Source organism: Aeromonas sp. s4 (assembly GCF_040907855.1).
In the GTDB taxonomy this organism is placed as follows: Bacteria; Pseudomonadota; Gammaproteobacteria; order Enterobacterales; family Aeromonadaceae; genus Aeromonas; species Aeromonas caviae.
In genome coordinates this window covers 157422-184421 of record NZ_JBFOCP010000047.1, presented here as the reverse complement: position 1 = coordinate 184421, position 27000 = coordinate 157422, and the positions used below count along the sequence as shown (strand labels likewise).

The following is a 27000-nucleotide window of genomic DNA, read 5'->3' as shown; positions in this document are numbered from 1 at the left end:
AAGGGAGCGCCATGAGCGGCGCCAACCTCCCCTGCCGGTAGCCTGCGCTCGGGCTGCCGGGCGCATAAATCGCACCGATTTTCTCGTTTGGTATCATCGGCTGACGCTATAGCGACTTTTTGCTTCTGGTCTGCAACAATGAGGTCGACACCCCATAACAACACAACGCCGGGTGTCGGAAGCAAACGGACAGACCAGAAAAGGATATTCTATGACTTCATTCTCCCTGTTGGCCCCCGCCATCGCCCGCGACGTGCTCGATCACGCGCTGGCGCTGGGTGCCGACTTCGCCGAGCTGTTTGTGGAGCGCAAGCGCCGCAGCCAGCTCAGCCTGCTCTCCAGCCAGATAGAGAACATCAGCGGTGGTCTCGACTTCGGTATCGGCGTTCGCCTGTGCTACGGCCACAAGGTGCTCTACGGCTACACCAACCTGGCCGATCGCAACGAGCTCTTGCGCATCGTTACCCTGCTGGCGGCCAAGGACAGGCGTGACCCCGTGGTCACCGCCACCGCCTTTGACTTCACCCGCCTGACCGACCGTAACCCGATCGCTCTGCCGCTGTCGGCCGACAAGCTGCTGGAGCAGAAGATCGCCTACCTGCATGCCATGGACGCTGCGGCCCGCGCCGAGAGCGACAAGGTGAGCCAGTTCTCGGGCAACGTGCTCGGCTGGGAGCAGGAGGTGGAGATCTTCAACAGCGAAGGGGTGCAGGTGAGCGATCGCCGCCACTACAACCGCATCATGGCCCAGACCATCGCCCTGGACGGGGGCGAGCAGAGCGTAGGTTATGAAGCCCCCGGTGCCATGAAGGGATGGGAACATGCCGAGAGCATCGATCCCCGCGAACTGGCTCTCACCGCCACCCGCCAGGCACTGGTGAAGCTGGGAGCCGCCCCCTGCCCGAGCGGCAAGCTGCCGGTCATCATGGAGAGCGGCTTTGGCGGCGTCATCTTCCACGAGGCGTGCGGTCACCTGCTGGAGACCACCTCGGTGGCCAAAAAGGCATCCGTGTTCCACGACAAGATGGGTCAGCTCATCGCCAACCCGGCGGTCAGCGCGGTGGACGAGGGCTTGCAGGGCAACGCCTGGGGCTCCATCAACGTCGATGACGAGGGGATGGCGACCCAGCACACCCAGCTCATCAAGGACGGCGTGCTGACCGGCTTCCTGGTGGACAGAATGGGGGCCCTTCGCACCGGCTACGCCCGCACCGGTTCCGGGCGCCGGGAATCCTACAAGTTCGCCCCCGCCTCCCGCATGCGCAACACCTATATCGAACCGGGCAACTACAGCCTCGACGACATGCTGGCAACCGTGGAACACGGCATCTATGCCAAGCGGATGGGGGGTGGCTCTGTGCAGCCCGGTACCGGCGAGTTCAACTTCAACGTGCAGGAGGCCTACCTCATCGAGGGGGGCAGGATCACCCGGCCCCTCAAGTCGGCCACCCTGATCGGCACCGGCCCGCAGGTATTGAAGGAGATCTCCATGGTGGGGCGCGATCTGGCCCTCTCCGCCGGCATGTGCGGCTCGGTCTCGGGATCCATTCCCGCCTCGGTCGGCCAGCCGCCGCTCAAGGTTGACAATATCCTGGTCGGAGGGAACGCCTGATGAGCCAGCTCGACATGAACCAACTGCTTGCCCGTCTGCTGGACCAGGTCGCCGATCTGGGTGCCGAGGCGGACGTCATCGCCAATCAGGAGAAGGCCTTCTCCCTCAAGGCCGACAAGGGCGAACTCAGTGAATACAAGGTCACCAGCAGCCAGCAGATCGGCATTCGCCTCATCAAGGAAGGCCGGGTCGGCATCGCCTATTCCGAGTCCCTCGACGCGTCGGCCCTGGACGCCATGGTGCAGGATGCGCTCGATGCGAGCCGCTTCGCCAAGGTGGACCCGGATCAGCGCATCACAGTGCAGCAGAGCAGGCTCATCACCGACTGCGCCGAGATACATCAGGCCGACACCACGGCGGTGGAAGAGAAGATTGCCCTGACCCTGCGCCTCGAGTCCGACATGCTGGCCCTGCCGGACGTGACCGGCGCCCCCTACAACGGCTTCTTCGAGGGGGAGAGCCGCCTCTGGCTTGCCAACAGCCAAGGCAGCCTCTGCGAACATCAGGAGTTCAGCGTCGGCTGCCACAGCTCCGCTCTCATCGAGCGGGAGGGCCGCCAGTCCATGCACTACCAGGGACAGTACGCACGGCGCTTCGACGAGTTGGAGAGCCAGCCTCTCATCCGCCAGATCCACGCCGTGGCCGATGGCCTGCTGATGGGTGAGGCGGTGCCGAGCGGTCGCTACAGCGTCATCTTCAGCACCCACTGCTTTGCCAGCCTGTTTGGCTGCTTCCAGTCCGCCCTGTCTGGCAAGTGGGCCCAGCAGGGGATCAACCCCTGGCGCGACAAGCTGGGCCAAAGCGTGGCTTCTCGCTGGCTCACCCTGGAGAGTCGTGCCTATATGCCGGGGGGCATGAAGATCAAGGCGTTTGACGGCGAAGGGGCCGCCACTTCGGATCTCCTGCTCATCGGCGAGGGGGAGCTCAAGACCCTGCTGCACAACAGCGCCACCGCCCGTCACTTCGGCGTGACGAGCAACGGTGCAGCCGCCCGCAGTGCCCGCAGTGCCCTGGACGTGGCCCCTCGTCACCTGGTGTTCGGGCTCGGCCCCCACGGCGAGGCCGAGGTACAAAGCGGTGAGTACCTGGAGCTGGTCAAGCTGGACGGCCTGCACTCCGGGGCCGATGCGGTGAGCGGCGACTTCTCGTTCGGCGCCTCCGGCTTCCTCTGCCGAAATGGCGAGCGCGTGGCGCCGGTACGCGGCATCACGGTGGCGGGCAACTTCTATCGCCTGCTCGGGGAGCTGGAAGCGATCGGCAACCAGCTGCAGCACGACGATGGCAAGGACTTCTATGCCCCGCTGATCCGCTTTGGCGGGCTCAGCATTGCCGGCAAATAAGAGGGGGAGCCTTACTCGGCTCTTCCCCCCTTAAAGCGGCACCATTAGGCGCCGCTTTTTTATCCATGGCGCCCCCCGACCGCCACTTCTAACCTCAAAGAGCCACCGACCGCGTTGGCCGGGAACTCTGGAGAATACGACGATGGACAACACCCTGGTCTGGGCCGACATTCCGACACGGGATCTGGATCGCGCCATGGACTTTTACTCGGCCCTGCTCGATGTGCAGGTCACCCCCATCCAGGAAGAGACCATGCGCTTTGCCATGCTGCGCCACGACGGCAGCAACGCGGCGGCCTGTCTCGGCCCCATGGACAAATATCACCAGCCCGGCGGTGCCGGTCCCCTCATCTATCTCTCCCTCGGTGACAGGCTGCAGGAGGCGGAGCTGCTGGTCCCCCGGCTCGGCGGGCGGGTGCTGGAGCCTCTGCACAGCATCGGCAGCGGTCATGGCTCCCGGGTCATCATCGAAGATACCGAAGGCAACTGGCTGGCCCTCTATGCCCCACCAGCCAGCTGACGTCCGGATATGCAGAAACAACAACGGCGACCATCAGGTCGCCGTTGTTGTTTAACTGCACTTGCCGGCCATTACGCCTCTGGATTGAGGCGGGTCGGGATGCCGGTACGCTGTTCCAGCACCTGCTTGACCACGTTGGAATCGCTGTCAGCGTGGGCGATGAAGCGGGTGGTCGCCGGGGTCATGGGCAGCGGCACGGAGGCGGTGGAGTTGAACTCTTCCTCGGTGCGCGACAGCGGCTCGTGCACTTCCATGTAGCGACCGCCATCCGGCTCGACCGTGGTCTTGACCGGCTGGTTGACGAACTGGACGCGGGTGCCGACCGGCACGTGATCGAACAGGTACTTGATGTCGTCAGCGCGCAGGCGAACGCAGCCGCTGCTCACCCGCAAACCGATACCGAAGGTGGCGTTGGTGCCGTGGATGGCGTACAGGTTGCCGATGTAGAGCGCGTGCAGGCCCATGGGGTTGTCCGGGCCGGCCGGCCAGACCGCGGGCAGGGTCTTGCCCTGGGCGGCGTAGCGGCGACGGATGTTCTCGGTCGGGGTCCAAGTCGGGTTGGCACGCTTGCGTTCAACCTTGGTGATCCAGTTCTCCGGGGTGTTGACCCCGAGCTGGCCGATGCCGATGGGCAGCACATGCACCACGTTCTTGCCCTTCGGGTAGTAGTAGAGACGCATCTCCGCCACGTTGATGACGATCCCTTCGCGGGGAGCGTTGGGCAGGATCAGCTGATGGGGAATGATCAGCGTGCTGCCCGCCTTGGGCAAGTAGGGGTCGACGCCGGGGTTGGCTTCCATGATGTTGGTCAGACCCAGCTGGAAGTCGGAGGCGATCTGCTCCAGCGGACGGTTGTCTGCGGGCACCACGTATTCCTGGTTCTCACCGATCAGGCGGCTGTTGGCTGCAGGCAGCTGGTATTCAACGGCGGCGGCCTGCTGGCTGACCAGCGCCAGCGTACATAAAAGAGCCGAAGCGGCAATGCGAAGGGGATTCATAAAATTCCTGTATGGTTTCCTGTTCCTGTGGGCCTTTGCCCTGCTCATCATCGGTCTCTTGTGGGCCCGTCACCGGGGACCAACAACCGAGCGCGCATTCTTTCCCGAGCAGGGCAAAATTTCAACTTGGAGATGGTCTTTTTCGCCGAAAAGATCCATTTCACAGCCAACTCAGGGGCATCTTTCACCCCTTGCACTCTAGCAACCCCAGTCTGAGCGTAAAATGAACATGGCGCAGGCATGCCAAGGCCGTCCCAAATTGCATGACGAGGCGGTCACGAGTACAATCTCGCACCCCGTATATCCGGAGTATCGAGTCACCTCCTGCTCCGATGTACCCCCATCGGATGGCCGTGCGTCGAAGACGGTCGCGCCACCGATGAACCCACACGACGCCATCAGGTGGCGCCGTCCTGATTTGCAATCAGATAAAAGAGTCCAACATGTTCAGACCAGAATTGCTCTCCCCTGCCGGGACCCTCAAGAACATGCGCTACGCCTATGCCTATGGCGCAGACGCCGTCTATGCGGGCCAGCCGCGCTACAGCCTGCGGGTGCGCAACAACGAATTCGATCACGAGAATCTGCAGCTCGGCATCAACGAGGCCCATGCCCTCGGCAAGCAGTTCTATGTGGTGGCCAACATCCAGCCCCACAACTCCAAGCTCAAGACCTTCATCCGCGACATGCGCCCCGTGGTGGATATGAAGCCGGATGCACTCATCATGTCCGACCCCGGCCTCATCATGATGATGCGCGAAGCCTTCCCCGACATGCCTATCCACCTCTCGGTGCAGGCCAACGCGGTCAACTGGGCCACGGTGAAGTTCTGGCATCAGATGGGACTGACCCGTGCCATCCTCTCCCGCGAGCTGTCTCTCGACGAGATCGAGGAGATCCGCATGCAGGTGCCGGAGATGGAGCTGGAAGTCTTCGTCCACGGGGCGCTGTGCATGGCCTACTCCGGCCGCTGCCTGCTCTCCGGCTACATCAACAAGCGTGACCCCAACCAGGGTACCTGCACCAACTCCTGCCGCTGGGAGTACAAGGTGCACGAGGGCAAGGAAGATGACGTGGGCCAGATCGTCCACCGCCAGGAGCCCATCGCCGTGCAAAAGGTGGATCCGACCCTGGGCGCAGGCAAGCCGACCGATGCCCTGGTGCTGCTGGAGGAGTCCAACCGCCCGGGCGAGTTCATGACCGCGTTTGAAGACGAGCACGGCACCTACATCATGAACTCCAAGGATCTGCGCGCTGTCGAGCACGTCGAGCGTCTGACCAAAATGGGCGTTCATTCCCTGAAAATCGAAGGCCGTACCAAGTCCTTCTACTATTGCGCCCGTACCGCCCAGGTCTATCGCAAGGCCATCGACGATGCGGTGGCTGGCCGTCCGTTCGATCCGACCCTGATGGGCACCCTCGAGAACCTGGCCCACCGCGGCTACACCGAGGGCTTCCTGCGCCGTCACAACCACAGCGAATACCAGAACTACGACTACGGTTACTCCGTTTCCGACACCCAGCAGTTCGTCGGCGAGATCACCGGTCGCAACGGTGACATGGTCGAGGTCGAGGTGAAGAACAAGTTCCTGCTGGGCAACAGCCTGGAGCTGATGACCCCCCAGGGCAACCTCAGCTTCAATCTGGAGCAGATGCAGAACCGCAAGGGCGAACTCATCGACACCGCACCGGGCAACGGCCACGTGGTCTACGTGCCGGTACCCAAGGAGATCGACGTGAATTACGGCATCCTGCTGCGCAACCTCGGCGAGCGCGAGGATACCCGTCAACCTCACTCGGCGGCCTGAGATGGCACTGCTCATCACCGACAAGTGCATCAACTGTGACATGTGCGATCCGGAGTGTCCGAACCAGGCCATCACCCTGGGGAGCAAGATCTACGAGATAGACCCGGATCGCTGCACCGAATGCGTCGGCCACTATGAGAAGCCGACCTGCATCAGCGTCTGCCCTATCGACTGCATCATCTGGGATCCCGCCCATGTGGAAACCGAAGATCAGCTGATGGAAAAGTTTGTGCGGATGCACAGGCAGTAGCAGTAGCAGTAACACCTGCATCAGCGTCTGACACTCGCGGGTGCATTATCCAGAAATAGAAAAAGCCGGGCATGCCCGGCTTTTTCTATTGCGCTGCCCTTCCCTCAGGGTTTGACCAGTTTTTGCAGCGCCTCGAGTTCGCGCTGGGCTTCCAGCAACTCGGCCTGGGACTCCTCCAGCTTGGACTGCTTCTTGGCAATCTTGTCCGGCTTGCCCGATACCCGTGCGCTCTGCAACTCGGCCAGCCGCTCTTCCACTTCTTCCCTCTGCTTGACCACCTTGCGTTGCTGCTCCTCAAGGAGCCCGGCATCGGTACAATGGGCCTCCAGGTTGCGCAGTGCCCGCTCAAGGCCGGCTACCTGCTCCTGGTTGTTGTGCGCCCTGGCGAACGCAAGCTGATCCGTCACGGCCTGCTGTCTGGCCTTGCAGCCGATGTTTTCACTACCATAGGCTTGTCCGGCCAACAACAATAAGCCTATTCCGGCGATCTTCCACATAACAACCTCTTTGTTCTGTCATACTGGATGGCCGTCCATGAGACCTGACTCCCTGTGTGAGGTCAAGACACACGGGGCCGGGCTACGACAGAGTGTGCTCTGCATCATGCCGGGCCGCTTTCGCCGAGGCTACAATGGCCCTTTCAATCAGGAGAGCCACATGACCCAACACATTCTCATCATTGCCAACGGCGCCCCCTATGGCAGCGAGTCCCTGTTCAATGCCCTGCGCCTCGGCATCGCCCTCAAAGAGGAGGGAAAGGTAGACCTCAACCTCTTCCTGATGTCGGATGCCGTCACTGCTGCTCTGGCCGGGCAGGCTCCGGCCGAGGGCTACAACCTGCGCCAGATGCTGGAGATACTGCTGGCTCAGGGCACCCGGATCCGGCTTTGTAAGAGTTGCACCGATGCGCGCGGCATCACCCCGCTACCCCTTGTCGAGGGCATAGAGATAGGCACCCTCCCCTTGCTGGCCCAATGGACTCTGGCCGCCGACAAGGTGCTGACCTTCTAGCCGTCAGGGCCCAGCCCGGACCAGCGCAGTGCGCGAGGTCCGGGTACTCAGACCATAGAGCATCAGGATCACCAGGCAGAGCAGCGCCATCAGGGCGTAAAGCCAGCTCCCGCCCCAGTGGGCCAGCACCCAGCCTCCCAGCAAGGCCCCCATGGCCACCCCGAGTCCGGAGATGGAGGCCGCCCCGAAATAGCTCCCCTTCAAATGACCAGGCGCCATCTGATCGATCAGCACATTGAGCAAGGGGAAGAGGATGCACTCCCCGACGCTCAAGAGGATCACCGCCACTATCCAGTGCCACCAGATGGCGGTATCCCCCAGCGCAAACTGCAACTGGGCGCCGAGAAAGAGCGCCACCCCGAGTTGCAGCTTGCGCCGCGTGGACCAGCGGGCAGTCAGGTGCAGCAGGGGGAACTGCAGCATCACTATGGTCAGCGCATTGGTCGTCACCAGCCAGCCGACGAGCCGCTCCACCTCCGGCGTCCCCGCGCGGGTCAGATACTGGATGAGGGGCGACTCGAACTGGGCGTAGACCAGCATCAGCAGCAGATTGGCCATGATCAGCAGCAGAAACCCCCTGTCCTGCCAGAGCACCCGCAGCACAGCCCGCATGCCGGGCCCGGCCGCCTGGCTGGTGTGGCAACCCGCCAGCCTGAACCCGATGACAAAGACCATGCCAAGCAGCAGATAGCTGGCACTGAGCAACAGGAAGGTCTCCTGACGCGCGCTCAGGCCATAGGTGACGCCGAGCAGAGGACCGATGGCCGCCCCCAGGTTGAGCAGGAAATAACGCAGGTGCAGCGCCAGCTCACGGGCTTTGGGCTCGGCCAGATTGTCGGCCATCAGTGCCTTGCCCGGTGCGTCGATGAGCCCGTAGGAGAGTCCGCTGCCGATCACCCCGAGTGCCAGCCAGCCCACCTGGTGGGAGAGGCCGAGCAGGGCCACGCTGGCGGCGGAAACCAGGCAGCCGAACAGCAGGATGTTGCGCCGCCCCCATTTGTCCGAGAGCCAGCCGCCATAGAAGCTGACGAGAGTGGAAAGCGCCGCCGTGGCCCCCAGGATGGCGCCTATCAGGGTCGCCGAAAGTCCGTAGTCACGGTAGAGCAGGATGGAGAGAAAGGGCCAGACCATGAAGAAGGTGGTACGCACCATGAAAGTGCCCAGGATGACGATCCAGACCAGGGAAGGAAACTGCCTGAGGTAGGCCCATGACATGCTGCAATTCCTTTTGCCAACGAAGCGGGGTCGTCCCTTATATCAAGGGGCGCCAAAAGGAACAAGGAGACAATCTGCACCATGCCGGGCGGCAGGCACAAAAAAGCCGACCCAAGGGTCGGCTCTTTCACATACGGCAGCCTTATTCGGCAGCCGGCTCTTCGACGGCAACGGCAGCAGGAGCAGCAGCCGCTTCGGTCGGTGCGTTCGCTTCCTTGATGGAGAGACGCACACGGCCCTGACGGTCCACTTCCAGTACCTTCACCTTCACCACGTCACCGATTTTCAGGAAGTCGGCCACGTTCTGTACGCGGGCATCGGTGATCTGGGAGATGTGCACCAGACCGTCTTTACCCGGCAGGATGTTGACGAAGGCGCCGAAGTCAGCCAGGCGCACGACCTTGCCTTCGTAGATGCGGTTCACTTCGATCTCGGCGGTGATGGCCTCGATGCGGCGGATCGCTTCCATGGCGGCTTCGTTGGCCACGGCGGAGATGCGAACGGTACCGTCATCATCCAGCTCGATGTTGGTGCCGGTCTCTTCGGTCAGTGCACGGATCACGGAACCACCCTTGCCGATCACGTCCTTGATCTTCTCAGGATTGATCTTGATGGTGTGGATGCGCGGTGCGAAATCGGAAATCTGGGCACGGGGAGCCTGGATAGCTTCGTCCATCACTTTCAGGATGTGCAGACGAGCGCCACGAGCTTGCTTCAGGGCAATCTCCATGATCTCTTTGGTGATGCCTTCGATCTTGATGTCCATCTGCAGCGCGGTCACACCTTCGCTGGTACCGGCTACCTTGAAGTCCATGTCGCCCAGGTGATCTTCGTCACCCAGGATGTCGGACAGCACGACGAAACCTTCTTCTTCCTTCACCAGACCCATGGCGATACCGGCAACGGAGGCCTTGATCGGCACACCGGCATCCATCAGCGCCAGGGAGGAACCACAGACAGACGCCATGGAGGAGGAACCGTTGGATTCGGTGATTTCAGAGACTACGCGCACCACGTACGGGAACTCGGCGGCGCTCGGCATCACGGCAGCAACGCCGCGCTTGGCCAGACGACCGTGACCGATTTCACGACGCTTCGGGCTGCCCATCATGCCGGTCTCGCCGACACAGTAGGGCGGGAAGTTGTAGTGCAGCATGAAGCGATCGGCGCGGTTGCCGGTCAGCTCGTCGATGTTCTGGGCGTCACGCTCGGTACCCAGCGTGGCCACCACGATGGCCTGGGTTTCACCACGGGTGAACAGGGCAGAACCGTGGGCACGGGGCAGGATGCCGGTACCGACAGAGAGGGCACGGATCATTTCCGGATCGCGACCGTCGATACGCGGCTCACCACGTACGACGCGACCACGGACGATGCGGCTCTCCAGGCTGTGGAACTCTTCGCCGATCTTCTTGGCATCTTCTTCCACGCCGGATGCGATGACTTGCTCGACCACGCGGCCCTTGATGGCAGCGATGGTTTCGTAACGAACAGCCTTCTCGGTGATACGGTAGGCTTCACCCAGTTCAGCTGTGGCCAGTTCGGCAACTTTGGCTTTCAGCGCTTCGTTGACGGCAGGCGGGGTCCAGTCCCAGGGCTTGGTACCGACGTCGGCAGCGAATTCATTGATGGCGTTGATCACGGTCTGCATCTGCTCGTGACCGTAGACCACGGCGCCCAGCATCACCTCTTCGGAGAGGATGGCCGCTTCGGATTCCACCATCAGCACCGCATTGGCAGTACCGGCAACCACCAGATCCAGATCGCTCTGGGGCAGTTCGGTGGTGGTCGGGTTCAGCACGTACTGGCCGTTCATGTAACCCACGCGGGCTGCACCGATCGGGCCGCCGAACGGGATGCCGGAGATGGCCAGGGCCGCGGAGGCACCGATCATGGCAACGATGTCGGGAGAAACGGCCGGGTTCACGGACATGACGGTGGCAACCACCTGAACCTCATTGAGGAAGCCTTCCGGGAACAGCGGACGGATGGGACGGTCGATCAGACGGGAGATGAGGGTCTCACCCTCGCTCGGACGGCCTTCACGACGGAAGAAACCACCCGGGATACGACCAGCAGCATAGGTACGCTCCTGATAGTTGACGGTCAGCGGGAAGAAATCACGGCCGTGATCGGCCTCTTTCTTGCCAACGACAGTCACGAAGACACAGGTATCGTCCATGCTGACCATGACGGCCGCAGTGGCTTGACGGGCCATCACACCGGTTTCCAGTGTGACGGTGTGTTGACCGTACTGGAATGACTTTACAATAGGATTCACGTGAATTTCCTTTTAACAATTTGGCGCTTTAAATTCGCGTGCAAGTATACTTGATTCGCATCAAAAGGTAAGCGCGGACGTCAATTCTGTGAGGCAGGCAACGGCCTGCATCCTGTTTGAAACTGGCAATAAAAAAGGGGAACCTCGCGGTTCCCCTTTTTTGCGAAATCTGATGGTCGATTAACGACGCAGACCCAGCTTGGCGATCAGAGCAGCGTAACGCTGAACGTCTTTACGCTTCAGGTAGTCCAGCAGCTTACGACGCTGGGAAACCATGCGCAGCAGACCGCGACGACCGTGGTGATCCTTGGCGTGCTCCTTGAAGTGACCTTGCAGATGGTTGATCTGGGCAGTCAGCAGGGCAACTTGCACTTCGGGGGAACCGGTGTCGTTGGCGCCACGAGCGTTGTCGGCAACGATTTGAGCTTTGATCTCAGCATTTAGAGACATGGTATTACTCCAGTAGAGTGTTTAAAGGTTCACAGCCAATCTCTAATTCAGCCGTGAAATGAGGGCGGTATCATAATCGTCCCCGCCCCTTTTCGCAACGGGAAAGACGCGTGACAGACCGATACCGCCTGAGGATCACTCCTCGTCGTGGTAGCGAACAAGACGCTTGGGCGCCACGCGCCCCTCGTCATCGATCTCGCCAACCCCGATGAATTCGCGCTCCGGGCCAACCGTCATGCGGACCTGGCCGCTTTGGGGGCTACCTGCCACCTGCACGGCCTGACCCTGGTTCACATAGGCGGCCACGGCGACCAGCATGTTTACCTCGGGCAGGGAGGCCACGGCGGTGTCCATCGGCAGCAGCAGGGGATCCAGCTGCTCCCGTGGCGGAATGCTTTCGGCCTTGGCCTGCTCGAAGATGCACTCGAGCTGCTCCAGGGTCAGCATCCGCTCGTAGGGGTAGCTCGCCACCTGGGTGCGACGCAGCTGGGTGACGTGAGCGCCACAGCCCAGCACTTCCCCCAGATCGTCCACCAGGGAGCGGATATAGGTGCCCTTGCTGCAATGCACTTCCAGCTTCACCTCGTTCCCCTCGAAGCCGAGCAGCTTGAGTTCGAAGATGGTGATGGGACGGGCTTCCCGCTCGATCTCGATCCCTTCACGGGCATATTCGTAGAGCGGGCGGCCGTTGTGCTTGAGGGCGGAGTACATGGACGGCACCTGCATGATGGGGCCGCGGAACTGGTCCAGCGCCTCGATCAGGGTACCCACGGCCACGTTCACCGGGCGGGTGGAGACCACCTCGCCGTCGGAGTCGCTGGTATTGGTGCGCTCGCCCAGCTTGGCGGTCACCTCATAGCGCTTGTCCGCTTCCAGCAGATACTGGGAGAACTTGGTGGCCTCCCCGAGGCAGATCGGCAACATGCCGGTGGCCAGGGGGTCCAGGGCGCCGGTATGGCCAGCCTTGGCGGCGTTGTAGATCCGCTTGACCTTCTGCAACACATCGTTGGAAGTCAGGCCGGTCGGTTTGTCCAGCAGCAGGATGCCGTGTACGTCACGGCCTTTGAAACGACGTCTACGAGACATCTCAGGCGTTATCCTCAGTCGTGTCATCCGGTGCGGATTGCTCTTCGTCACGACCGGCTTCAGTCATGCGACGCTTGTCTTCACGCACAGTGTTGGTCACCAGGTTGGAGAGGCGCATCCCCTCGACCAGGGTCTGGTCGTAGTAGAAACGCAGCTCGGGCACCACCCGCAGACGCATGGCGCTGCCCAGCAGGCTGCGGATGTAACCGGCAGCCTCGGTCAGGCCCTTGAGCCCTTCCTTGATGCGCTCGGCGTCATTCTCCAGTTGCAAGAAGGTGACATAAACCTTGGCATAGTTGAGGTCCTTGGAGACCTCCACGTCGGAGACGGTCACCATGCCGATGCGCGGATCCTTGACCTCGCGCTGCAGAATGAGCGCGATTTCACGCTGGATCTGCTGTCCGACCCGACGGGTCCGGCTGAATTCTCTGGCCATATTCTATCCTGCGATAAAAGGGGGCCGCGGCCCCCTATTTTGTCTAACTCTCGGCTTACAGAGTCCGTTGGATTTCAACGGTCTCGTACACCTCGATCTGGTCGCCTTCGCGCACGTCGTTGTAGTTCTTGACCGCGATACCACACTCGTAGCCGTTGCGAACTTCGTTGACGTCATCCTTGAAGCGGCGCAGGGATTCCAGCTCGCCTTCATAGATAACCACGTTGTCACGCAGAACGCGAATGCGGTTGGAACGCTTGACCACACCTTCGGTGACCATACAGCCAGCAACGGCGCCGAACTTCGGCGACTTGAAGACGCTACGCACTTCAGCCAGACCGATGATCTCCTGACGATACTCAGGAGCCAGCTTGCCGCTCATGGCCTGCTTCACTTCGTCGATCAGGTCATAGATGACGGAGTAGTAACGCAGATCCAGGCTCTCGGATTCGATGACCTTGCGCGCAGAAGCGTCGGCACGGACGTTGAAGCCCACCAGGATGGCGCTGGAAGCCGCGGCCAGGGTCGCGTCGGTTTCGGTGATGCCACCTACGCCGGAACCCACGATCTTCACCTTCACTTCGTCGGTGGAGAGTTTGACCAGGGCATCGCAGATCGCTTCCACAGAGCCTTGTACATCGGCCTTGATCACCACGTTCACTTCGGACACTTCGCCCTCGGTCATGTTGGCAAACATGTTTTCCAGCTTGGCCTTCTGCTGGCGGGCCAGCTTGACTTCGCGGAACTTGCCCTGACGGTAGAGCGCCACTTCACGGGCTTTCTTCTCGTCACGCACGACCGTGGCTTCGTCACCGGCAGAGGGAACGCCGGACAGACCCAGAATTTCCACTGGCAGAGAGGGACCTGCTTCCTTGATCTCGCGACCCAGTTCGTCACGCATGGCGCGAACCCGGCCGTACTCAAGACCACACAGAACGATGTCGCCCTGACGCAGAGTACCTTCCTGTACCAGCACGGTGGCAACCGGACCACGACCTTTATCCAGGAAGGATTCGATCACGACGCCGTTGGCCATGCCGTCAACCACCGCTTTCAGCTCCAGGACTTCGGCCTGGATCAGGATGGCTTCCAGCAGGTCGTCGATGCCTTCGCCAGACTTGGCGGAGACGTGCACGAACTGGCAATCGCCACCCCAGTCTTCGGACATGACGTTGTAACGGGCCAGCTCGGTCTTGACGCGATCCGGATCCGCTTCAGGCTTGTCGATCTTGTTCACCGCAACAACCAGCGGCACACCGGCCGCCTTGGCGTGCTGGATGGCTTCGATGGTTTGCGGCATCACGCCGTCGTCAGCTGCAACAACCAGAACAACGATGTCGGTCGCCTTGGCACCACGAGCACGCATGGAGGTAAACGCCGCGTGACCCGGGGTATCCAGGAAGGTGATCATCCCGCTGTCGGTCTGGACGTGGTACGCACCGATGTGCTGGGTAATGCCACCGGCTTCGCCCGCGGCAACCTTGGCCTTACGGATATAGTCCAGCAGCGAGGTCTTGCCGTGGTCGACGTGACCCATGATGGTCACGACCGGCGCACGCGGCTTGGCTTCGGAGGTCTCGTCACGATCGCTAAGTACCGCCTCTTCCAGCTCGTTCTCACGGCGCAGCACTACCTTGTGACCCATCTCCTCGGCGACCAGCTGAGCGGTCTCCTGGTCGATCACCTGGTTGATGGTGGCCATGGCACCCATCTTCATCATCACCTTGATGACTTCAACGCCCTTGACGGCCATCTTGTTGGCGAGCTCCGCCACTGTGATGGTCTCGCCGATGACGACGTCACGGTTGACCACGGCAGCCGGCTTGTTGAAGCCGTGTTTCATGGCGTTCGGCATGGCCATCTTGCCACGCTTGCCTTTGCGGGCACGGGGATCGCGGGAGTTGCGGTCATTGCGGTCGTCTTCGCGACGGCCGACTTTCTTCGGCGCCTTGGCAGCGGCAGCCGTGCGACGGCTGGTCTCTTCCTTACGATCCAACTCATCTTCGGCCGCTTGCGCGTGCTTGTTGGTGGTCAGATGGTAATCGCTGCTCTCTTTGGCGCGAGCCGCTTCTTCTTCAGCCCAGCGGGCCGCATTCTGTTCCGCCATGATGCGAGCCTCTTCGGCTTTCTTCGCGGCGAGTTCTTCAGCTTTTTGCAAAGCTGTCTGTTCCTGTTGGCGCTTCAGTTCTTCTGCTTCGCGCTTGGCCATCTTTTCTGCCTCTTGCTGAGCTGTGCTACCGGCTGCTTTGGCGGGCTGTTGAGCCTGTCGAGCCTTCTGTTGTGCCTCGATCCGCGCCTTTTCCTCAGCTTCACGACGAGCCTGCTCAGCCTCACGGCGAGCCTTCTCTTCAGCGTCGAGGCGGGCCTTCTCTTCGGCCTCGCGACGAGCTTTTTCTTCTGCTTCCAAACGCGCTGTTTCCTCGGCTTCCGCCTGGCGCTGTTCATCTTCCAGCGCCGAGCGTCTTACATAGGTGCGAGACTTGCGCACTTCTACCTGCACTTCCTTGTTCTTGCCACCAGTCCCCTGAACACTCAGAGTGCTCTTGGTCTTGCGCTGCAAGGTCATGCGAGCAGGTGCGGTGACCTCGTCACCTCCATGCTGTTTCTTCAGATGTGCCAACAGAGTCTGTTTCTCAGACTCGCTGACCATGTCGTCGGCCTTGCTCTTCACGATGCCGGCATCGACAAACTGCTGGAGAAGACGATCAACCGGCGTGTCGATGTCAGTGGCAAGTTGCTTAACTGATACTTCTGCCATTCATTTTCCTCCGTTTGACCTTATTCAGACTGCTCTTCTCCGAACCAACAGATATTGCGAGCAGCCATAATGAGCTCACCAGCCTTCTCGGCGGTCAACTCTTCGATGTCGGCAAGGTCATCGATACCTTGCTCTGCCAAATCTTCCAGGGTGCCGACACCGCGAGCGGCCAGGGCATAGGCCATTTCACGGCCGAGGCCGGAGAGATTGAGCAGTTCTTCGGAAGGCTCGACGCCTTCAAAGGATTCTTCTTTGGCCAGGGCCTTGGTGGTCAGGGCATCCTTGGCACGCTTGCGCAGCTCTTCGACCATGTCTTCATCCAGACCGTCGATGGCCAGCAGCTCGTTGACCGGGACGAAGGCGATCTCTTCCAGGGTGGAGAAGCCCTCTTCCATCAGCAGGCCGGCGAAATCGTCGTCGATGTCGAGGGTGCTGGTGAACAGCGTCAGGATGCGGTCGTTCTCGGCCTGGTGCTTGGCACGCATGTCCTCGACGGTCATCACGTTCAGTTCCCAACCGGTCAGCTGGGAGGCCAGACGCACGTTCTGACCGTTGCGGCCGATGGCCTGGGCCAGGTTGGCGGCTTCCACGGCGATGTCCATGGTGTGGTTGTCTTCATCGACGATGATGGAGGCCACATCGGCTGGCGCCATGGCGTTGATCACGTATTGGGCCGGGTTGTCATCGTACAGCACGATGTCGGCACGCTCACCGCTCAGCTCGGCGGAGACGGCCTGAACGCGGGCACCACGCATGCCGATACAGGCACCGATCGGGTCGATACGACGATCGTTGGTCTTCACCGCGATCTTGGCGCGGGAACCCGGATCACGGGCGGCGCCCATGATTTCGATCATCTCTTCGCCGATTTCCGGCACTTCGATGCGGAACAGCTCTTTCAGAAAGTCCGGGCTGGAGCGGCTGACGAACAGCTGGGAACCACGGGCTTCCGGACGCACGGCGTAGAGCAGGCCACGGATACGGTCGCCGGGACGGAAGGTCTCACGGGGCAGCATGTCGTCACGGAAGATCACGGCTTCGGCATTGCTGCCCAGATCCAGGATCACGTTGTCGCGGTTGCTCTTCTTGACCACGCCGCTGATGATGGTGCCTTCCTTGTCCTTGAACTGGTCAACGACTTGGGAACGCTCGGCCTCGCGCACTTTCTGCACGATGACCTGTTTGGCGGTCTGGGTGGTGATACGGTCGAAGGTCACAGAGTCAATCTGGTCTTCAACATAGTCGCCGATCTGGATATCCGGCTGCTCGATCTGAGCGGCTTCGAGAGTGATTTCCCCGTACGGGTTCTCCATGGAAGCCTGATCGGCCACCACGACCCAACGGCGATAGGTGTCATAGTCACCGGTCTTGCGATCGATCTCGACACGCACTTCAATCTCGCCTTCGTATTTTTTCTTGGTCGCAGTCGCCAGCGCAGTCTCCAGAGCCTGGAAAATCTTCTCGCGGGGGACAGCCTTCTCGTTGGACACAGCGTCAACGACCAGCAAAATCTCTTTATTCATATCCGATAGCCTCGTTAACCAAAGTTCGGCACTATGTTCGCTTTTTGGATATTGGTGAAAGCCAACACCTCGTCCTTACCATCTACCGTCAGAGTGATCATGTCCCCCTGCACGGCTTTGATTACGCCTTTGAACTTGCGGCGGTTGTTTGTTGCCATCCGAAGCGTTACCGCCGCCTCCTGGCCAACGTATTTTTCGAACTGGGCGACCTTGAACAGTGGACGATCCAGACCCGGGGAAGACACCTCAAGGTAGTACTCCTCGGTGATGGGATCTTCGACATCCATGATGGCGCCGACCTGGCGGCTCACCTCGGCACAGTCTTCCACCGTCACGCCTTGCTCCGAGTCGATGAAAACGCGCAAGGTCGAGTGCTTACCCGCACGGATAAACTCGATACCCCACAGTTCAAAACCCAAGGCAACGACCGGAGCCTCGAGCAGATCGGTCAAACGTTGTTCCAACGTAGCCAAAGTCACCCTCCGAAAAACGAAAAAAGGGCATATAGCCCAGATAGAAATAGATTCAGAGTAAATTGCACATAACAAAAAGCCCCGATGTCAAATCGGGGCTTGGCGCTTTACCCTGATTGTCGCCTCGCAGCGACCGCCTTCCTGAGCGTAGGAAATGCGTGAAATTTGGTTGCGGGGGCCGGATTTGAACCGACGACCTTCGGGTTATGAGCCCGACGAGCTACCATGCTGCTCCACCCCGCGTCCGAAATCGTGCGAGATTATAGCCACTTCACTCTCGTGAGACAAGACTCTGCGGCTATAACATCCCGGTTACCCGGGTTCACTGCTTAATTGGTGCCGTGGGCGGGACTCGAACCCGCACACCCTAGAGCACTACCCCCTCAAGATAGCGTGTCTACCAATTCCACCACCACGGCAAAACTCTTATTCGGGAACGTCAGTATCTTTCTTCACTGGCGCTTTGCTCTGCTCAACTTGTTGAGTCTGTTGCAGATTTTCCCATTCACTACCCTGCTTGACCTTGTTGCTGGACATGGAACCCAGAACCAGACTAATCAAGAAAAACAAAGTAGCCAAAATCGCTGTTGTGCGGGTCAGGAAGCTGCCTGAACCACCGGAGCCGAACACTGTATTCGATGCCCCTGCGCCGAAGGAGGCGCCCATATCAGCCCCTTTACCTTGCTGAATCATCACCAGACCAATCAGAGCCAGCGATACCAGCAGATAAACGACCAAAAGAATCTCGTACATTTAACTTGCACCCTTTGCCGCTTCAACTATTCCTAAAAACGCCTCGCCATCAAGACTTGCCCTGCCTATCAGACCGCCATCAATATCGGGCTGCGCAAACAAATCTTGTGCATTGGCCGGTGTCACGCTCCCACCATAGATGATTCTGACTTTCTCACCTATTACCGGAGTATCCTCCGCCAAGCGACTGCGAATAAAGGAATGAACCTCTTGTGCCTGCTCGGGTGTGGCGCATTTACCTGTACCTACAGCCCAGATTGGCTCGTAGGCGATGATAGCATTATCGAAAGCCATCGCGCCATTTTTCTCTATGACGATGTCCAGTTCCTCGGCAATCACCTCAAAGGTTCTTCTTGCCTGCCTCGCCGCGCCTGACTCACCCAGACAAAGTATGGGTATCAGACCTGCTGCTCGGACTGCCGCAAACTTCTCTGCGACGATAAAACTGGTCTCACCAAAGAGACGCCTGCGCTCGGAGTGGCCAACAAGTACATATCGGCAACCTGCCTCGACCAGCATCTCACACGAGATTTCACCCGTATAAGCGCCCTGTCTGTGCTGGCTCACGTTCTGAGCCCCCAGCTTCACTCTTCCCTGCTCACCGAGCAGTTCGGCCGTGAAACCGAGATGCACATGGGATGGACACAAGACCACATCTACGTCTTCATCAATGCGCTCTGTGCACTGACTCGTAAACTGCTCTAACTGCGACCTACTACCGTGTAACTTCCAGTTGGCTGCTACAAACGGCTTGCGATGTCCCATCGGCAACTCCCTTGCGAAAGCGGGGCTGATAATATCCAGAGGATGCTCAGCTGACAAGTGCTATTTTCAAATTTTCGAATCGTTTGAACAAGATACAACCAAGGCGACTAAAAAGCCGCCTTGGTTGTTCATTAAAACGCCGACTCGACCTGTTTGGCGATGCGCTCTGCCATATCGCGCACCTGCTGTTCGTGTTCACCTTCGACCATGACCCGGATCAGGGGCTCGGTGCCAGATTTGCGCAGCAGCACCCGGCCACGGCCGGCCAGTTCCTGCTCCACTGCCGCCACTTCCTGCTGAACGACACTTGAGGTCAGCGGATCCTTGCCTTCGGCGAAGCGCACATTGACCAGCACTTGCGGGAACTTGCTCATGCCCGAACGCAATTTGGCCAGCGGCATCTCGGCACTGCGCATGGCCGTCAGCACCTGCAGGGCGGCGACGATACCATCCCCCGTGGTGGTCTGATCCAGGCAGATGATATGACCGGAGTTTTCGCCCCCGATGCGCCAGCCCTTCTCGTTCATCATCTCAAGCACGTAGCGGTCACCCACCTTGGCACGGGCAAAGGGGATGCCCAGGGTCTGAAGCGCCAGCTCCAGTCCCATGTTGGCCATCAGGGTGCCCACAACACCGCCCTTGAGGCGGCCATGGCGCAGGGCATCCCGGGCGATGATGTAGAGGATCTCATCCCCGTCGATGATGTAACCAGTGCTGTCCACCATCACCAGACGGTCGCCATCACCGTCGAAGGCGACGCCGAGATCTGCCTTGCATTCCTGGACCTTGGCGGCCAGCGCCTCCGGTGCGGTGGAACCGACACCGTCATTGATGTTGAGCCCATCCGGGCTGCAGCCGATGGCGATGACTTCGGCACCCAGCTCGCGGAAGACGGAAGGGGCGATGTGGTAGGTGGCACCATGACCGCAATCCACCACCATTTTCAGCCCTTCCAGGCTCAGATTGGAGGGGAAGGTGCTCTTGCAGAATTCGATGTAGCGACCAGCCGCATCATCGATGCGCTGCGCCTTGCCAAGCTCCGCGGACTCCACGCATTTGAGTTCGTTGTCGAGCTCGGCTTCGATGGCCAGCTCGACATCATCGGGCAGCTTGGTGCCGTCGGCGGAGAAGAACTTGATGCCGTTGTCGTAATAGGGGTTGTGGGATGCACTGATGACGATGCCGGCTTCGGCACGGAAGGTGCGAGTCAGGTAGGCAACCGCCGGGGTGGGCATGGGTCCCATCAGTATGGCTTTGAGACCGGCGGCGGAGAGCCCCGCCTCCAGTGCCGACTCCAGCATATAACCGGAGATACGGGTATCCTTGCCGATCAGCACCTTCTTGGTCCCTTTCTTGGAGAGCACCTTGCCGGCGGCCCAGCCCAGTTTCATGACGAAATCCGGGGTGATCGGGTATTCACCCACCTTGCCGCGCACGCCGTCGGTGCCGAAGTACTTTCTGGTCATTGTCTGTTTCTCGTTTTTCTATTTGGATATGAAATCTTGTCCCGTCATGGTCATCCAGCCTGTACGCAAGACATCCATGGTGGCCCGCACGTCGTGCACCCGGATGATCCTGGCGCCATGTTGCAACCCGATCAGGGCACAGGCCAGACTACCAGCCAACCGCTCGGCTACCGGGCGGTCAAGCAGGTTGCCTATCATAGACTTTCGTGACATGCCCACCAAGAGCGGAAGTTGGTAATCGAGCAGTGACGCCTGCTGTGCCAGCAGCTGATAGTTGTGCGCCAGCGTCTTGCCAAAGCCATAGCCTGGATCCAGTACCAGATGCTCACGCGGGATACCGGCCCCCAGACAAGCGGCAATCCGCTCGTCAAAGAAGGCTCTCACCTCCCCCAGCAAATCGTCATAGTGCGGCTCCACCTGCATGGTACGGGGCTGCCCCTGCATGTGCATGAGGCATACCGGTACGCCAGCCTCGGCCGCCGCGCCCAGCGCTCCCGGCTCTTGCAGGGCGCGGACATCATTGATGAGGTGACCACCTGCAGCACAACCCTCCCGCATGACAATCGCCTTGGAGGTATCGAGGGAGATCATCACATCCAGCTCGGCGACCATGCGCTCCACCACGGGGATGACCCTGTCCAGCTCCTCCTGCTCGCTCACGTCGGGGGCGCCCGGGCGGGTCGACTCGCCACCTATATCGATAAGGGTGGCCCCATCGGCCACCATGTCGCGGGCATGACCCAACGCCAGATCGATCTGCTTGAAGCGGCCACCATCTGAAAAGGAGTCCGGCGTCACATTGAGAATGCCCATGACATGGGGACGGTCGAGAGAAAGGGGACGTCCCTTGCTGATTAACTGCATTGCTTCAACTACCTCCAACAAGAGCTGCAAACTCTTCGTGCAAAGAAAAACCCCGGGCAAGCCCGGGGTTTGTATCATGGCAACTTATTTGGCCGGGACATCGTTCGCCTTGTCGATGTCACTCAGAGGTGCACTGCCCTCTTCAGCCGGCGCCGTGGCCTCCGGCCCGTTGTTCACGCTGGCACCACCTTGCGGGGTGTCACCGTGCTCATCATGCCAGTTGCTGGGAGCACGGACCTCGCGACGCGCCATCAGATCATCGATCTGCTTGGCATCGATGGTCTCGTACTTCATCAATGCATCTTTCATGGTGTGCAGCACATCCATGTTGTCCAGCAGGATCTGCTTGGCACGATCATAGTTGCGATCGATGACCTGCTTGACCTCTGCATCGATAATGCGGGCGGTATCGTCAGACATGTGCTTGGCCTTGGCCATGCTGCGGCCGAGGAAGACTTCACCATCCTCTTCTGCGTAGAGCATGGGGCCGAGACGCTCGGACATGCCCCACTGGGTGACCATCTTGCGGGCGATGTCGGTCGCACGTTCGATGTCGTTGGATGCACCGGTCGATACCTTCTCGGCACCGTAGATCAACTCTTCCGCCAGACGACCGCCATACAGGCTGGAGATCATGGACTCAAGATGCTGCTTGGAGTGGCTCCAGCGGTCCTGCTCCGGCAGGTACATGGTAACACCCAGCGCACGGCCGCGCGGAATGATGGAGACCTTGTAGACAGGGTCATGATCCGGCACCACGCGACCAATGATGGCGTGACCCGCTTCGTGATAGGCCGTCATCTCCTTCTCGGACTCTTTCATCACCATGGAGCGACGTTCCGCCCCCATCATGATCTTGTCCTTCGCCTTTTCGAACTCCAGCATGGAGACCACTCGGCGGCTCTCGCGAGCAGAGAAGAGGGCAGCCTCGTTCACCAGGTTGGCCAGATCAGCACCGGAGAAACCAGGGGTACCACGGGCAATCAGCGCCGGATTGACGTCATCCGCCAACGGTACCTTGCGCATATGCACTTTCAGGATCTGCTCACGACCGCGAACATCCGGCAAGCCGACCACGACCTGGCGGTCGAAACGACCCGGACGCAGCAGCGCAGGATCCAGTACGTCGGGACGGTTGGTGGCGGCGATGACGATGATGCCCTCATTGCCTTCAAAACCATCCATTTCAACCAGCATCTGGTTCAGGGTCTGCTCACGTTCATCGTGACCACCTCCCAGACCGGCGCCACGCTGGCGACCGACCGCATCGATCTCATCAATGAAGATGATGCAGGGGGAGGATTTCTTGGCCTGTTCGAACATGTCACGCACCCGGGAGGCACCGACACCCACGAACATTTCCACGAAGTCCGAACCTGAAATGGTGAAGAACGGCACCTTGGCCTCGCCTGCAATGGCTTTGGCCAGCAGGGTCTTACCAGTACCGGGAGGACCTACCAACAGGACGCCGGTCGGGATCTTGCCACCCAGCTTCTGGAATTTGGTCGGGTCACGCAGATAGTCGACCAGCTCCTTGACCTCTTCCTTTGCCTCGTCACAACCGGCTACGTCGGCGAAGGTAGTCTTGATCTGATCTTCGCTCATCAGGCGAGCCTTGCTCTTGCCGAACGACATGGCACCCTTGCCGCCGCCGCCCTGCATCTGACGCATGAAGAAGACCCAGACACCGATCAGCAACAGCATCGGGAACCAGGAGATGAAGATGGACGTGATCAGAGATGGTTCTTCCGGCTTCTCACCCATCACTTTGACGTTATGGTTGAGCATGTCGTTGAGCAGTTGGGGATCCGGCGCAGGAATGATGGTGGTGAAACGTTCACCGGTGCGCTTGACGCCATTGATGACCTTGCCATCCATCCGCACTTCACGGATCTGCTCCTGGGTCACTTCTTTCACGAAGCTGGAATAGTCCAGCTGGCGACTGGTGGTATCGCTGGGGCTGAAGCTATTGAACACCGACATCAGCACGACGGCGATGACCAGCCACAGGATTAGGTTTTTCGCCATGTCACTCAAATCAATGACCTCGCAGACTGACAGTTAACGATGAGGGTTAGGGTACTACAGTTTAAAACCGGTAGCCACAATGTAGACTTCTCGTGAACGGGCACGGGACGAGTCTGGTTTTCGAATCTTGACGACAGAGAAAAGTCTACGTATTTCATTGAGATAGGCATCAAACCCCTCCCCCTGGAACACCTTGACTACAAAACTGCCATTACTGCTCAGGACCTGATTGCACATGTCCAGCGCCAGTTCCACCAGGTACATGGCACGGGCTTGATCCACCTGCTGGGTACCGCTCATGTTGGGCGCCATGTCGGACATGACGACATCCACCTTGTCGGGGCCGACTCGCTCCAGCAAGGCGCCGAGTACAGTTTCCTCCCGAAAGTCCCCTTGCAGGAAATCGACACCGGCAATGGAATCCATCGGCAAAATATCACACGCAATGACGCGCCCCTTGTCACCGACCTGGTCGATGGCAAATTGGGACCAGCCACCGGGAGCAGCCCCCAGGTCCACTACCGTCATCCCCGGCTTGAGCAGCCGGTCTTTGCCCTGGATCTCGTCGATCTTGAAAACGGCGCGAGAGCGCAGTCCCAACTTCTGGGCTTTCTTGACGTATTGGTCGTCGAAATGTTCTTTTAACCAGCGGGTTGAACTGGGGGAACGTTTTTTCTGGGTCATGATTGTCGACTTTAAAAAACCACAAGGGTTATTAGTATTAAGGGCTAAGTGGGGGTAGAATACGCCCCTTTCAACCCTGACTTATGAAGAAATTGCCATGATTCTCAACAATAAACAGAAACAGTACCTCAAGGGCCTGGCCCACAGTCTGAAGCCGGTCGTCCTGCTGGGACAACACGGTCTGACCGAAGGGGTGCTGGCCGAGATCGATCTGGCCCTGAACCACCACGAGCTGATCAAGGTTAAGGTTGCGTCTGAAGATCGTGAGATGAAACAGCTGGTGATGGATGCCATCGTTCGCGAGACCGGCGCCATCAAGGTACAGAGCATGGGCCATGTACTGACCATCTACCGTCAGGCCAAAGAGCCCAAGATCCAGTTGCCGCGCAAGTAACAGGAAAGAGCATTCGCTCTTTCCTTCATTTCCCTTCTTCCCAAGTCGCTTGCCAAAATAGTTGCCAGGCCCTTAACCTGCGATGAATAGCCGTGGACACCCACTATGGACAAGCATCAGCTCCTCACCGATGAAGAACTGGCCATGCTGCGGGACCTGGGAAACGATGAAGACATTGCCACCAGCCAATACCTGCGCGGCACCCTGCCCCTTCCTCTCCAAAGCCTGTTGCAGCGAGCCAAGCCTCTGACACTCGAAGCCCGCATCGCCGGCTACCAATTGCGTTTCCCGCTCCACTGCACCCAGGTAGAGGAGGGCCACGCCGAGCTGCGCATCGCCGCGCCGACCATTACCGAGCTGGGTTCGCCCCATCTGCGCGCCTGGCGACTCGACGAAAAGGCCGTGCTTTGCACCGAAGACGCGGAGTACGAGGTATACAGCCTCTCCCTTGGCGGTCTCATCGTGGCCGGCTTGCCGGACGCCTTTGCCAAGGGAGATCCACTTGGCGGATACCTTCGCATCGAGGATCTCCCTCCCCTGGCCATGACAGGTACCCTCGTCAGGCATGTGGATGCCAATCAACATCACCATGACTGGGCCGTCCAGTTCCGACTGGGCAAGGAGGATCAGGAACAATTGCGGGACTGGCTCTTCCAGCGCCACCAGGACGCCTTCGTCCAGGCCTATCAGGGTGACTAAAGACCAGGGTGACTAAAGACAACAGGGGAGCCCGGCTCCCCTGTCTCTTTCCCCGACGTTCAATCAGAGATAGGCAACTTCCAGGATCTCGTACTCCACATCGCCACCCGGCGTCTTGACGATGGCAACGTCATCCACTTCCTTGCCGATCAGGGCGCGGGCAATGGGGGAGTTCACGGAGATCATGTTCTGCTTGATGTCCGCCTCGTCGTCTCCCACGATGCGGTAGACCACTTCCTCTTCCGTTTCACTTTTGAGCAGGGTCACGGTTGCGCCGAAGATGACGCGGCCATTGTTGGCAATCTTGGTGACATCGATAATCTGGGCATTGGAGAGCTTGCCTTCGATTTCCTGAATGCGGCCTTCACAGAAACCCTGCTGCTCGCGGGCGGCATGGTATTCGGCATTTTCTTTCAGATCGCCATGTTCACGGGCATCAGCAATCGCTTCGATAATCTGGGGACGCAGCTCGGTCTTGAGATAATCGAGCTCTTGACGCAGCTTTTCAGCGCCGCGAACAGTCATCGGAGTATGATTCATAGTCGAAACCTGGGTTGCTTTATAAAGAGAAGCTGCGGCAATCAAAAGAGAGCCGCAGCTGTCGGTTCGGATGGGGCATCTTAATATGAAGCCGCCACAAAATCCATGTCAGCCCCTGCGAGCGGGATCCCGCTTTGGGCCAGCGTTACTTGGATTCCGAGACGCCAAGCGGAGCCGACACCGTCGGTTTGCCCTGCATGATGGCGATCTCGACACGTCGGTTCATGCGCCGATTCTCCGGGCTATTGTTGGGCACCAGCGGCTGGGAATCCGCCATCCCTTGCACCACCAGACGATTGCCGTCAAAACCGGGCACCTTGATCATCTGGTGGGCAACCGCCACCGCCCGCTGGGATGAAAGCTCCCAGTTGGACTGGAACAACTCGTCCTCGGTGGCCACATTGTCGGTGTGGCCGGAGACGGTGATCTCCCCCGGCACATCCTTGAGCAGCGCAGCCACCTTGCGGATCACCGGCCAGAACTGGGGTTGCAGGAAGGCGGATCCCGCCGGGAACGCCGCTTTCTCACGAATGCGAATGATGATCTGCTGACCCAGCGCCTCTATCTCGATGGCCCCATCCTGGATCTGGGCCTGCATCTGCTCCGCCAGTGCCTTGGCCAGGGTGTTGGACTGTTCCTGCGCCTTCTGGGCCTCCTGGGCGGTATCGCCACCACTCTGCTGGCCTTCGGTCTTGTCATGTCCACCCGCCTTGTCCGCATCCCCAGGCTGGAAATCCAGCTCGGTCTGGGTCATGTCGATGGTCTGCTGCATGATGGTGTCAATAGGCGTCGGCTCGGGGCGACCAGGACGAAACTCCTGGGCGATGACGGAGGTTCCCTTGGGGATATCCTTGACCTCCAGGATGTTCTGCACCCCGAACGCCTTCTCCATGGAACCGGCGATCTGCTTGAACTTCTGCACATCCATCTCGGCAAAGGAGAGCAAGAGCACGAAGAAGCACATCAGCAGAGACATGAGATCCGCGAAGGTTCCCATGTAACCGGGCAATCCGGGAGGCGGGCACTTGCACTTTGCCATCTGTGCG

26 protein-coding genes and 2 tRNA genes are annotated in these 27000 nt (G+C 59.8%); 8 read left to right on the top strand and 20 right to left on the bottom strand.

What is annotated here, in order from left to right:
- Positions 1-211 precede the first annotated feature (211 nt).
- The 3 genes from AB5Y89_RS16485 to AB5Y89_RS16475 all read left to right on the top strand — a co-directional run bounded on the left by AB5Y89_RS16485 (position 212) and on the right by AB5Y89_RS16475 (position 3472).
- Positions 212-1612, top strand: a complete 1401-nt coding sequence (locus AB5Y89_RS16485; protein ID WP_041212515.1) for a TldD/PmbA family protein — start codon at positions 212-214, stop codon at positions 1610-1612.
- Positions 1612-2952: a TldD/PmbA family protein gene (locus AB5Y89_RS16480; protein WP_128296432.1), complete on the top strand. Its 1341-nt coding sequence runs from the start codon at positions 1612-1614 to the stop codon at positions 2950-2952. Before AB5Y89_RS16485 ends, AB5Y89_RS16480 begins: the two co-directional genes overlap by 1 nt.
- A gap of 142 nt (positions 2953-3094) precedes the next feature.
- Positions 3095-3472 carry a VOC family protein gene (locus tag AB5Y89_RS16475; RefSeq protein WP_010673739.1) on the top strand — a complete coding sequence of 126 codons (378 nt, stop codon included), beginning with the start codon at positions 3095-3097 and terminating at the stop codon, positions 3470-3472.
- Between the two features lie 71 nt (positions 3473-3543).
- On the opposite strand, the gene AB5Y89_RS16470 is transcribed toward AB5Y89_RS16475, so the two are convergent.
- A complete protein-coding gene (locus AB5Y89_RS16470; protein ID WP_041212511.1) occupies positions 3544-4470 on the bottom strand; it encodes a L,D-transpeptidase family protein in 927 nt (308 codons plus the stop codon).
- Between the two features lie 443 nt (positions 4471-4913).
- Between AB5Y89_RS16470 and yegQ the strand changes: the two genes are divergently transcribed.
- Both yegQ and AB5Y89_RS16460 read left to right on the top strand, forming a co-directional pair.
- Positions 4914-6278: a tRNA 5-hydroxyuridine modification protein YegQ gene (gene yegQ / locus AB5Y89_RS16465; protein WP_010675357.1), complete on the top strand. Its 1365-nt coding sequence runs from the start codon at positions 4914-4916 to the stop codon at positions 6276-6278.
- A gap of 1 nt (position 6279) precedes the next feature.
- Positions 6280-6528, top strand: coding sequence for a YfhL family 4Fe-4S dicluster ferredoxin (locus AB5Y89_RS16460; RefSeq protein WP_010675358.1), 249 nt, complete (start codon positions 6280-6282; stop codon positions 6526-6528).
- A gap of 104 nt (positions 6529-6632) precedes the next feature.
- On the opposite strand, the gene AB5Y89_RS16455 is transcribed toward AB5Y89_RS16460, so the two are convergent.
- Positions 6633-7025: a DUF1090 domain-containing protein gene (locus tag AB5Y89_RS16455; RefSeq protein ID WP_039041125.1), complete on the bottom strand. Its 393-nt coding sequence runs from the start codon at positions 7023-7025 to the stop codon at positions 6633-6635.
- A gap of 160 nt (positions 7026-7185) precedes the next feature.
- Between AB5Y89_RS16455 and AB5Y89_RS16450 the strand changes: the two genes are divergently transcribed.
- A complete protein-coding gene (locus AB5Y89_RS16450) occupies positions 7186-7539 on the top strand; it encodes a DsrE/DsrF/TusD sulfur relay family protein (RefSeq protein ID WP_010675361.1) in 354 nt (117 codons plus the stop codon).
- A 3-nt stretch (positions 7540-7542) separates the two neighbouring features.
- On the opposite strand, the gene AB5Y89_RS16445 is transcribed toward AB5Y89_RS16450, so the two are convergent.
- From AB5Y89_RS16445 to rlmE, 16 genes are all read right to left on the bottom strand, one after another.
- Positions 7543-8754, bottom strand: coding sequence for an MDR family MFS transporter (locus AB5Y89_RS16445; RefSeq protein ID WP_368224178.1), 1212 nt, complete (start codon positions 8752-8754; stop codon positions 7543-7545).
- Positions 8755-8896: 142 nt separating this feature from the next.
- Complete coding sequence (pnp, locus tag AB5Y89_RS16440) at positions 8897-11035, bottom strand: polyribonucleotide nucleotidyltransferase (protein ID WP_029314766.1); 2139 nt, start codon at positions 11033-11035, stop codon at positions 8897-8899.
- Positions 11036-11215: 180 nt separating this feature from the next.
- Positions 11216-11485 carry a 30S ribosomal protein S15 gene (gene rpsO / locus AB5Y89_RS16435; protein WP_010675364.1) on the bottom strand — a complete coding sequence of 90 codons (270 nt, stop codon included), beginning with the start codon at positions 11483-11485 and terminating at the stop codon, positions 11216-11218.
- Positions 11486-11620: 135 nt separating this feature from the next.
- A complete protein-coding gene (gene truB, locus AB5Y89_RS16430) occupies positions 11621-12571 on the bottom strand; it encodes a tRNA pseudouridine(55) synthase TruB (protein ID WP_041215670.1) in 951 nt (316 codons plus the stop codon).
- A gap of 1 nt (position 12572) precedes the next feature.
- Complete coding sequence (gene rbfA / locus AB5Y89_RS16425; protein ID WP_010675366.1) at positions 12573-13007, bottom strand: 30S ribosome-binding factor RbfA; 435 nt, start codon at positions 13005-13007, stop codon at positions 12573-12575.
- A 55-nt stretch (positions 13008-13062) separates the two neighbouring features.
- The gene (gene infB / locus AB5Y89_RS16420) at positions 13063-15765 is read right to left on the bottom strand and encodes a translation initiation factor IF-2 (protein WP_043153231.1); all 2703 of its coding nucleotides are present in this window, start codon (positions 15763-15765) and stop codon (positions 13063-13065) included.
- 20 nt (positions 15766-15785) lie between these two features.
- Positions 15786-17288: a transcription termination factor NusA gene (nusA, locus tag AB5Y89_RS16415; protein WP_039040286.1), complete on the bottom strand. Its 1503-nt coding sequence runs from the start codon at positions 17286-17288 to the stop codon at positions 15786-15788.
- Between the two features lie 14 nt (positions 17289-17302).
- Positions 17303-17761 (bottom strand): ribosome maturation factor RimP, encoded by a 459-nt coding sequence (rimP, locus tag AB5Y89_RS16410; protein ID WP_010675370.1) that lies wholly within the window; start codon positions 17759-17761, stop codon positions 17303-17305.
- A 166-nt stretch (positions 17762-17927) separates the two neighbouring features.
- Positions 17928-18004, bottom strand: a tRNA-Met gene (locus tag AB5Y89_RS16405).
- Positions 18005-18095: 91 nt separating this feature from the next.
- A tRNA-Leu gene (locus AB5Y89_RS16400) sits at positions 18096-18180 on the bottom strand.
- Positions 18181-18187: 7 nt separating this feature from the next.
- A complete protein-coding gene (secG, locus tag AB5Y89_RS16395; RefSeq protein ID WP_010633113.1) occupies positions 18188-18514 on the bottom strand; it encodes a preprotein translocase subunit SecG in 327 nt (108 codons plus the stop codon).
- Positions 18515-19279 (bottom strand): triose-phosphate isomerase, encoded by a 765-nt coding sequence (gene tpiA, locus AB5Y89_RS16390; RefSeq protein ID WP_104452435.1) that lies wholly within the window; start codon positions 19277-19279, stop codon positions 18515-18517.
- A 131-nt stretch (positions 19280-19410) separates the two neighbouring features.
- Entirely contained in the window at positions 19411-20745 is a 1335-nt protein-coding gene (gene glmM, locus AB5Y89_RS16385; RefSeq protein ID WP_010675372.1) for a phosphoglucosamine mutase, read from the bottom strand.
- A gap of 18 nt (positions 20746-20763) precedes the next feature.
- Complete coding sequence (gene folP / locus AB5Y89_RS16380) at positions 20764-21609, bottom strand: dihydropteroate synthase (RefSeq protein ID WP_029314768.1); 846 nt, start codon at positions 21607-21609, stop codon at positions 20764-20766.
- Between the two features lie 84 nt (positions 21610-21693).
- Complete coding sequence (gene ftsH / locus AB5Y89_RS16375) at positions 21694-23646, bottom strand: ATP-dependent zinc metalloprotease FtsH (RefSeq protein WP_010675374.1); 1953 nt, start codon at positions 23644-23646, stop codon at positions 21694-21696.
- A 45-nt stretch (positions 23647-23691) separates the two neighbouring features.
- On the bottom strand, positions 23692-24321 hold the full coding sequence (rlmE, locus tag AB5Y89_RS16370) for a 23S rRNA (uridine(2552)-2'-O)-methyltransferase RlmE (RefSeq protein ID WP_010675375.1): 630 nt from the start codon (positions 24319-24321) through the stop codon (positions 23692-23694).
- Positions 24322-24418: 97 nt separating this feature from the next.
- Between rlmE and yhbY the strand changes: the two genes are divergently transcribed.
- Both yhbY and AB5Y89_RS16360 read left to right on the top strand, forming a co-directional pair.
- Positions 24419-24715 (top strand): ribosome assembly RNA-binding protein YhbY, encoded by a 297-nt coding sequence (yhbY, locus tag AB5Y89_RS16365; RefSeq protein WP_010675376.1) that lies wholly within the window; start codon positions 24419-24421, stop codon positions 24713-24715.
- 105 nt (positions 24716-24820) lie between these two features.
- Positions 24821-25414 (top strand): PilZ domain-containing protein, encoded by a 594-nt coding sequence (locus AB5Y89_RS16360; RefSeq protein ID WP_368224177.1) that lies wholly within the window; start codon positions 24821-24823, stop codon positions 25412-25414.
- Between the two features lie 63 nt (positions 25415-25477).
- Here the strand turns inward: AB5Y89_RS16360 and greA are convergent, their stop codons facing one another.
- The gene (gene greA, locus AB5Y89_RS16355; protein ID WP_010675378.1) at positions 25478-25954 is read right to left on the bottom strand and encodes a transcription elongation factor GreA; all 477 of its coding nucleotides are present in this window, start codon (positions 25952-25954) and stop codon (positions 25478-25480) included.
- A 145-nt stretch (positions 25955-26099) separates the two neighbouring features.
- Positions 26100-26993: a flagellar motor protein MotB gene (locus tag AB5Y89_RS16350; protein ID WP_042878323.1), complete on the bottom strand. Its 894-nt coding sequence runs from the start codon at positions 26991-26993 to the stop codon at positions 26100-26102.
- Positions 26994-27000: the final 7 nt, after the last annotated feature.

Bases quoted from the DNA above. Each gene is read 5' to 3' on its own strand.
- AB5Y89_RS16360 (WP_368224177.1), top strand. From the start codon at position 24,821: ATGGACAAGCATCAGCTCCTCACCGATGAAGAACTGGCCATGCTGCGG.
- AB5Y89_RS16470 (WP_041212511.1), bottom strand. From the start codon at position 4,470: ATGAATCCCCTTCGCATTGCCGCTTCGGCTCTTTTATGTACGCTGGCG.
- tpiA (WP_104452435.1), bottom strand. From the start codon at position 19,279: ATGGGACATCGCAAGCCGTTTGTAGCAGCCAACTGGAAGTTACACGGT.
- yhbY (WP_010675376.1), top strand. From the start codon at position 24,419: ATGATTCTCAACAATAAACAGAAACAGTACCTCAAGGGCCTGGCCCAC.
- AB5Y89_RS16460 (WP_010675358.1), top strand. From the start codon at position 6,280: ATGGCACTGCTCATCACCGACAAGTGCATCAACTGTGACATGTGCGAT.
- AB5Y89_RS16445 (WP_368224178.1), bottom strand. From the start codon at position 8,754: ATGTCATGGGCCTACCTCAGGCAGTTTCCTTCCCTGGTCTGGATCGTC.
- glmM (WP_010675372.1), bottom strand. From the start codon at position 20,745: ATGACCAGAAAGTACTTCGGCACCGACGGCGTGCGCGGCAAGGTGGGT.
- truB (WP_041215670.1), bottom strand. From the start codon at position 12,571: ATGTCTCGTAGACGTCGTTTCAAAGGCCGTGACGTACACGGCATCCTG.
- AB5Y89_RS16455 (WP_039041125.1), bottom strand. From the start codon at position 7,025: ATGTGGAAGATCGCCGGAATAGGCTTATTGTTGTTGGCCGGACAAGCC.
- greA (WP_010675378.1), bottom strand. From the start codon at position 25,954: ATGAATCATACTCCGATGACTGTTCGCGGCGCTGAAAAGCTGCGTCAA.
- rlmE (WP_010675375.1), bottom strand. From the start codon at position 24,321: ATGACCCAGAAAAAACGTTCCCCCAGTTCAACCCGCTGGTTAAAAGAA.
- folP (WP_029314768.1), bottom strand. From the start codon at position 21,609: ATGCAGTTAATCAGCAAGGGACGTCCCCTTTCTCTCGACCGTCCCCAT.
- AB5Y89_RS16480 (WP_128296432.1), top strand. From the start codon at position 1,612: ATGAGCCAGCTCGACATGAACCAACTGCTTGCCCGTCTGCTGGACCAG.
- AB5Y89_RS16450 (WP_010675361.1), top strand. From the start codon at position 7,186: ATGACCCAACACATTCTCATCATTGCCAACGGCGCCCCCTATGGCAGC.
- rbfA (WP_010675366.1), bottom strand. From the start codon at position 13,007: ATGGCCAGAGAATTCAGCCGGACCCGTCGGGTCGGACAGCAGATCCAG.
- yegQ (WP_010675357.1), top strand. From the start codon at position 4,914: ATGTTCAGACCAGAATTGCTCTCCCCTGCCGGGACCCTCAAGAACATG.
- rpsO (WP_010675364.1), bottom strand. From the start codon at position 11,485: ATGTCTCTAAATGCTGAGATCAAAGCTCAAATCGTTGCCGACAACGCT.
- nusA (WP_039040286.1), bottom strand. From the start codon at position 17,288: ATGAATAAAGAGATTTTGCTGGTCGTTGACGCTGTGTCCAACGAGAAG.
- AB5Y89_RS16350 (WP_042878323.1), bottom strand. From the start codon at position 26,993: ATGGCAAAGTGCAAGTGCCCGCCTCCCGGATTGCCCGGTTACATGGGA.
- secG (WP_010633113.1), bottom strand. From the start codon at position 18,514: ATGTACGAGATTCTTTTGGTCGTTTATCTGCTGGTATCGCTGGCTCTG.
- infB (WP_043153231.1), bottom strand. From the start codon at position 15,765: ATGGCAGAAGTATCAGTTAAGCAACTTGCCACTGACATCGACACGCCG.
- AB5Y89_RS16485 (WP_041212515.1), top strand. From the start codon at position 212: ATGACTTCATTCTCCCTGTTGGCCCCCGCCATCGCCCGCGACGTGCTC.
- AB5Y89_RS16475 (WP_010673739.1), top strand. From the start codon at position 3,095: ATGGACAACACCCTGGTCTGGGCCGACATTCCGACACGGGATCTGGAT.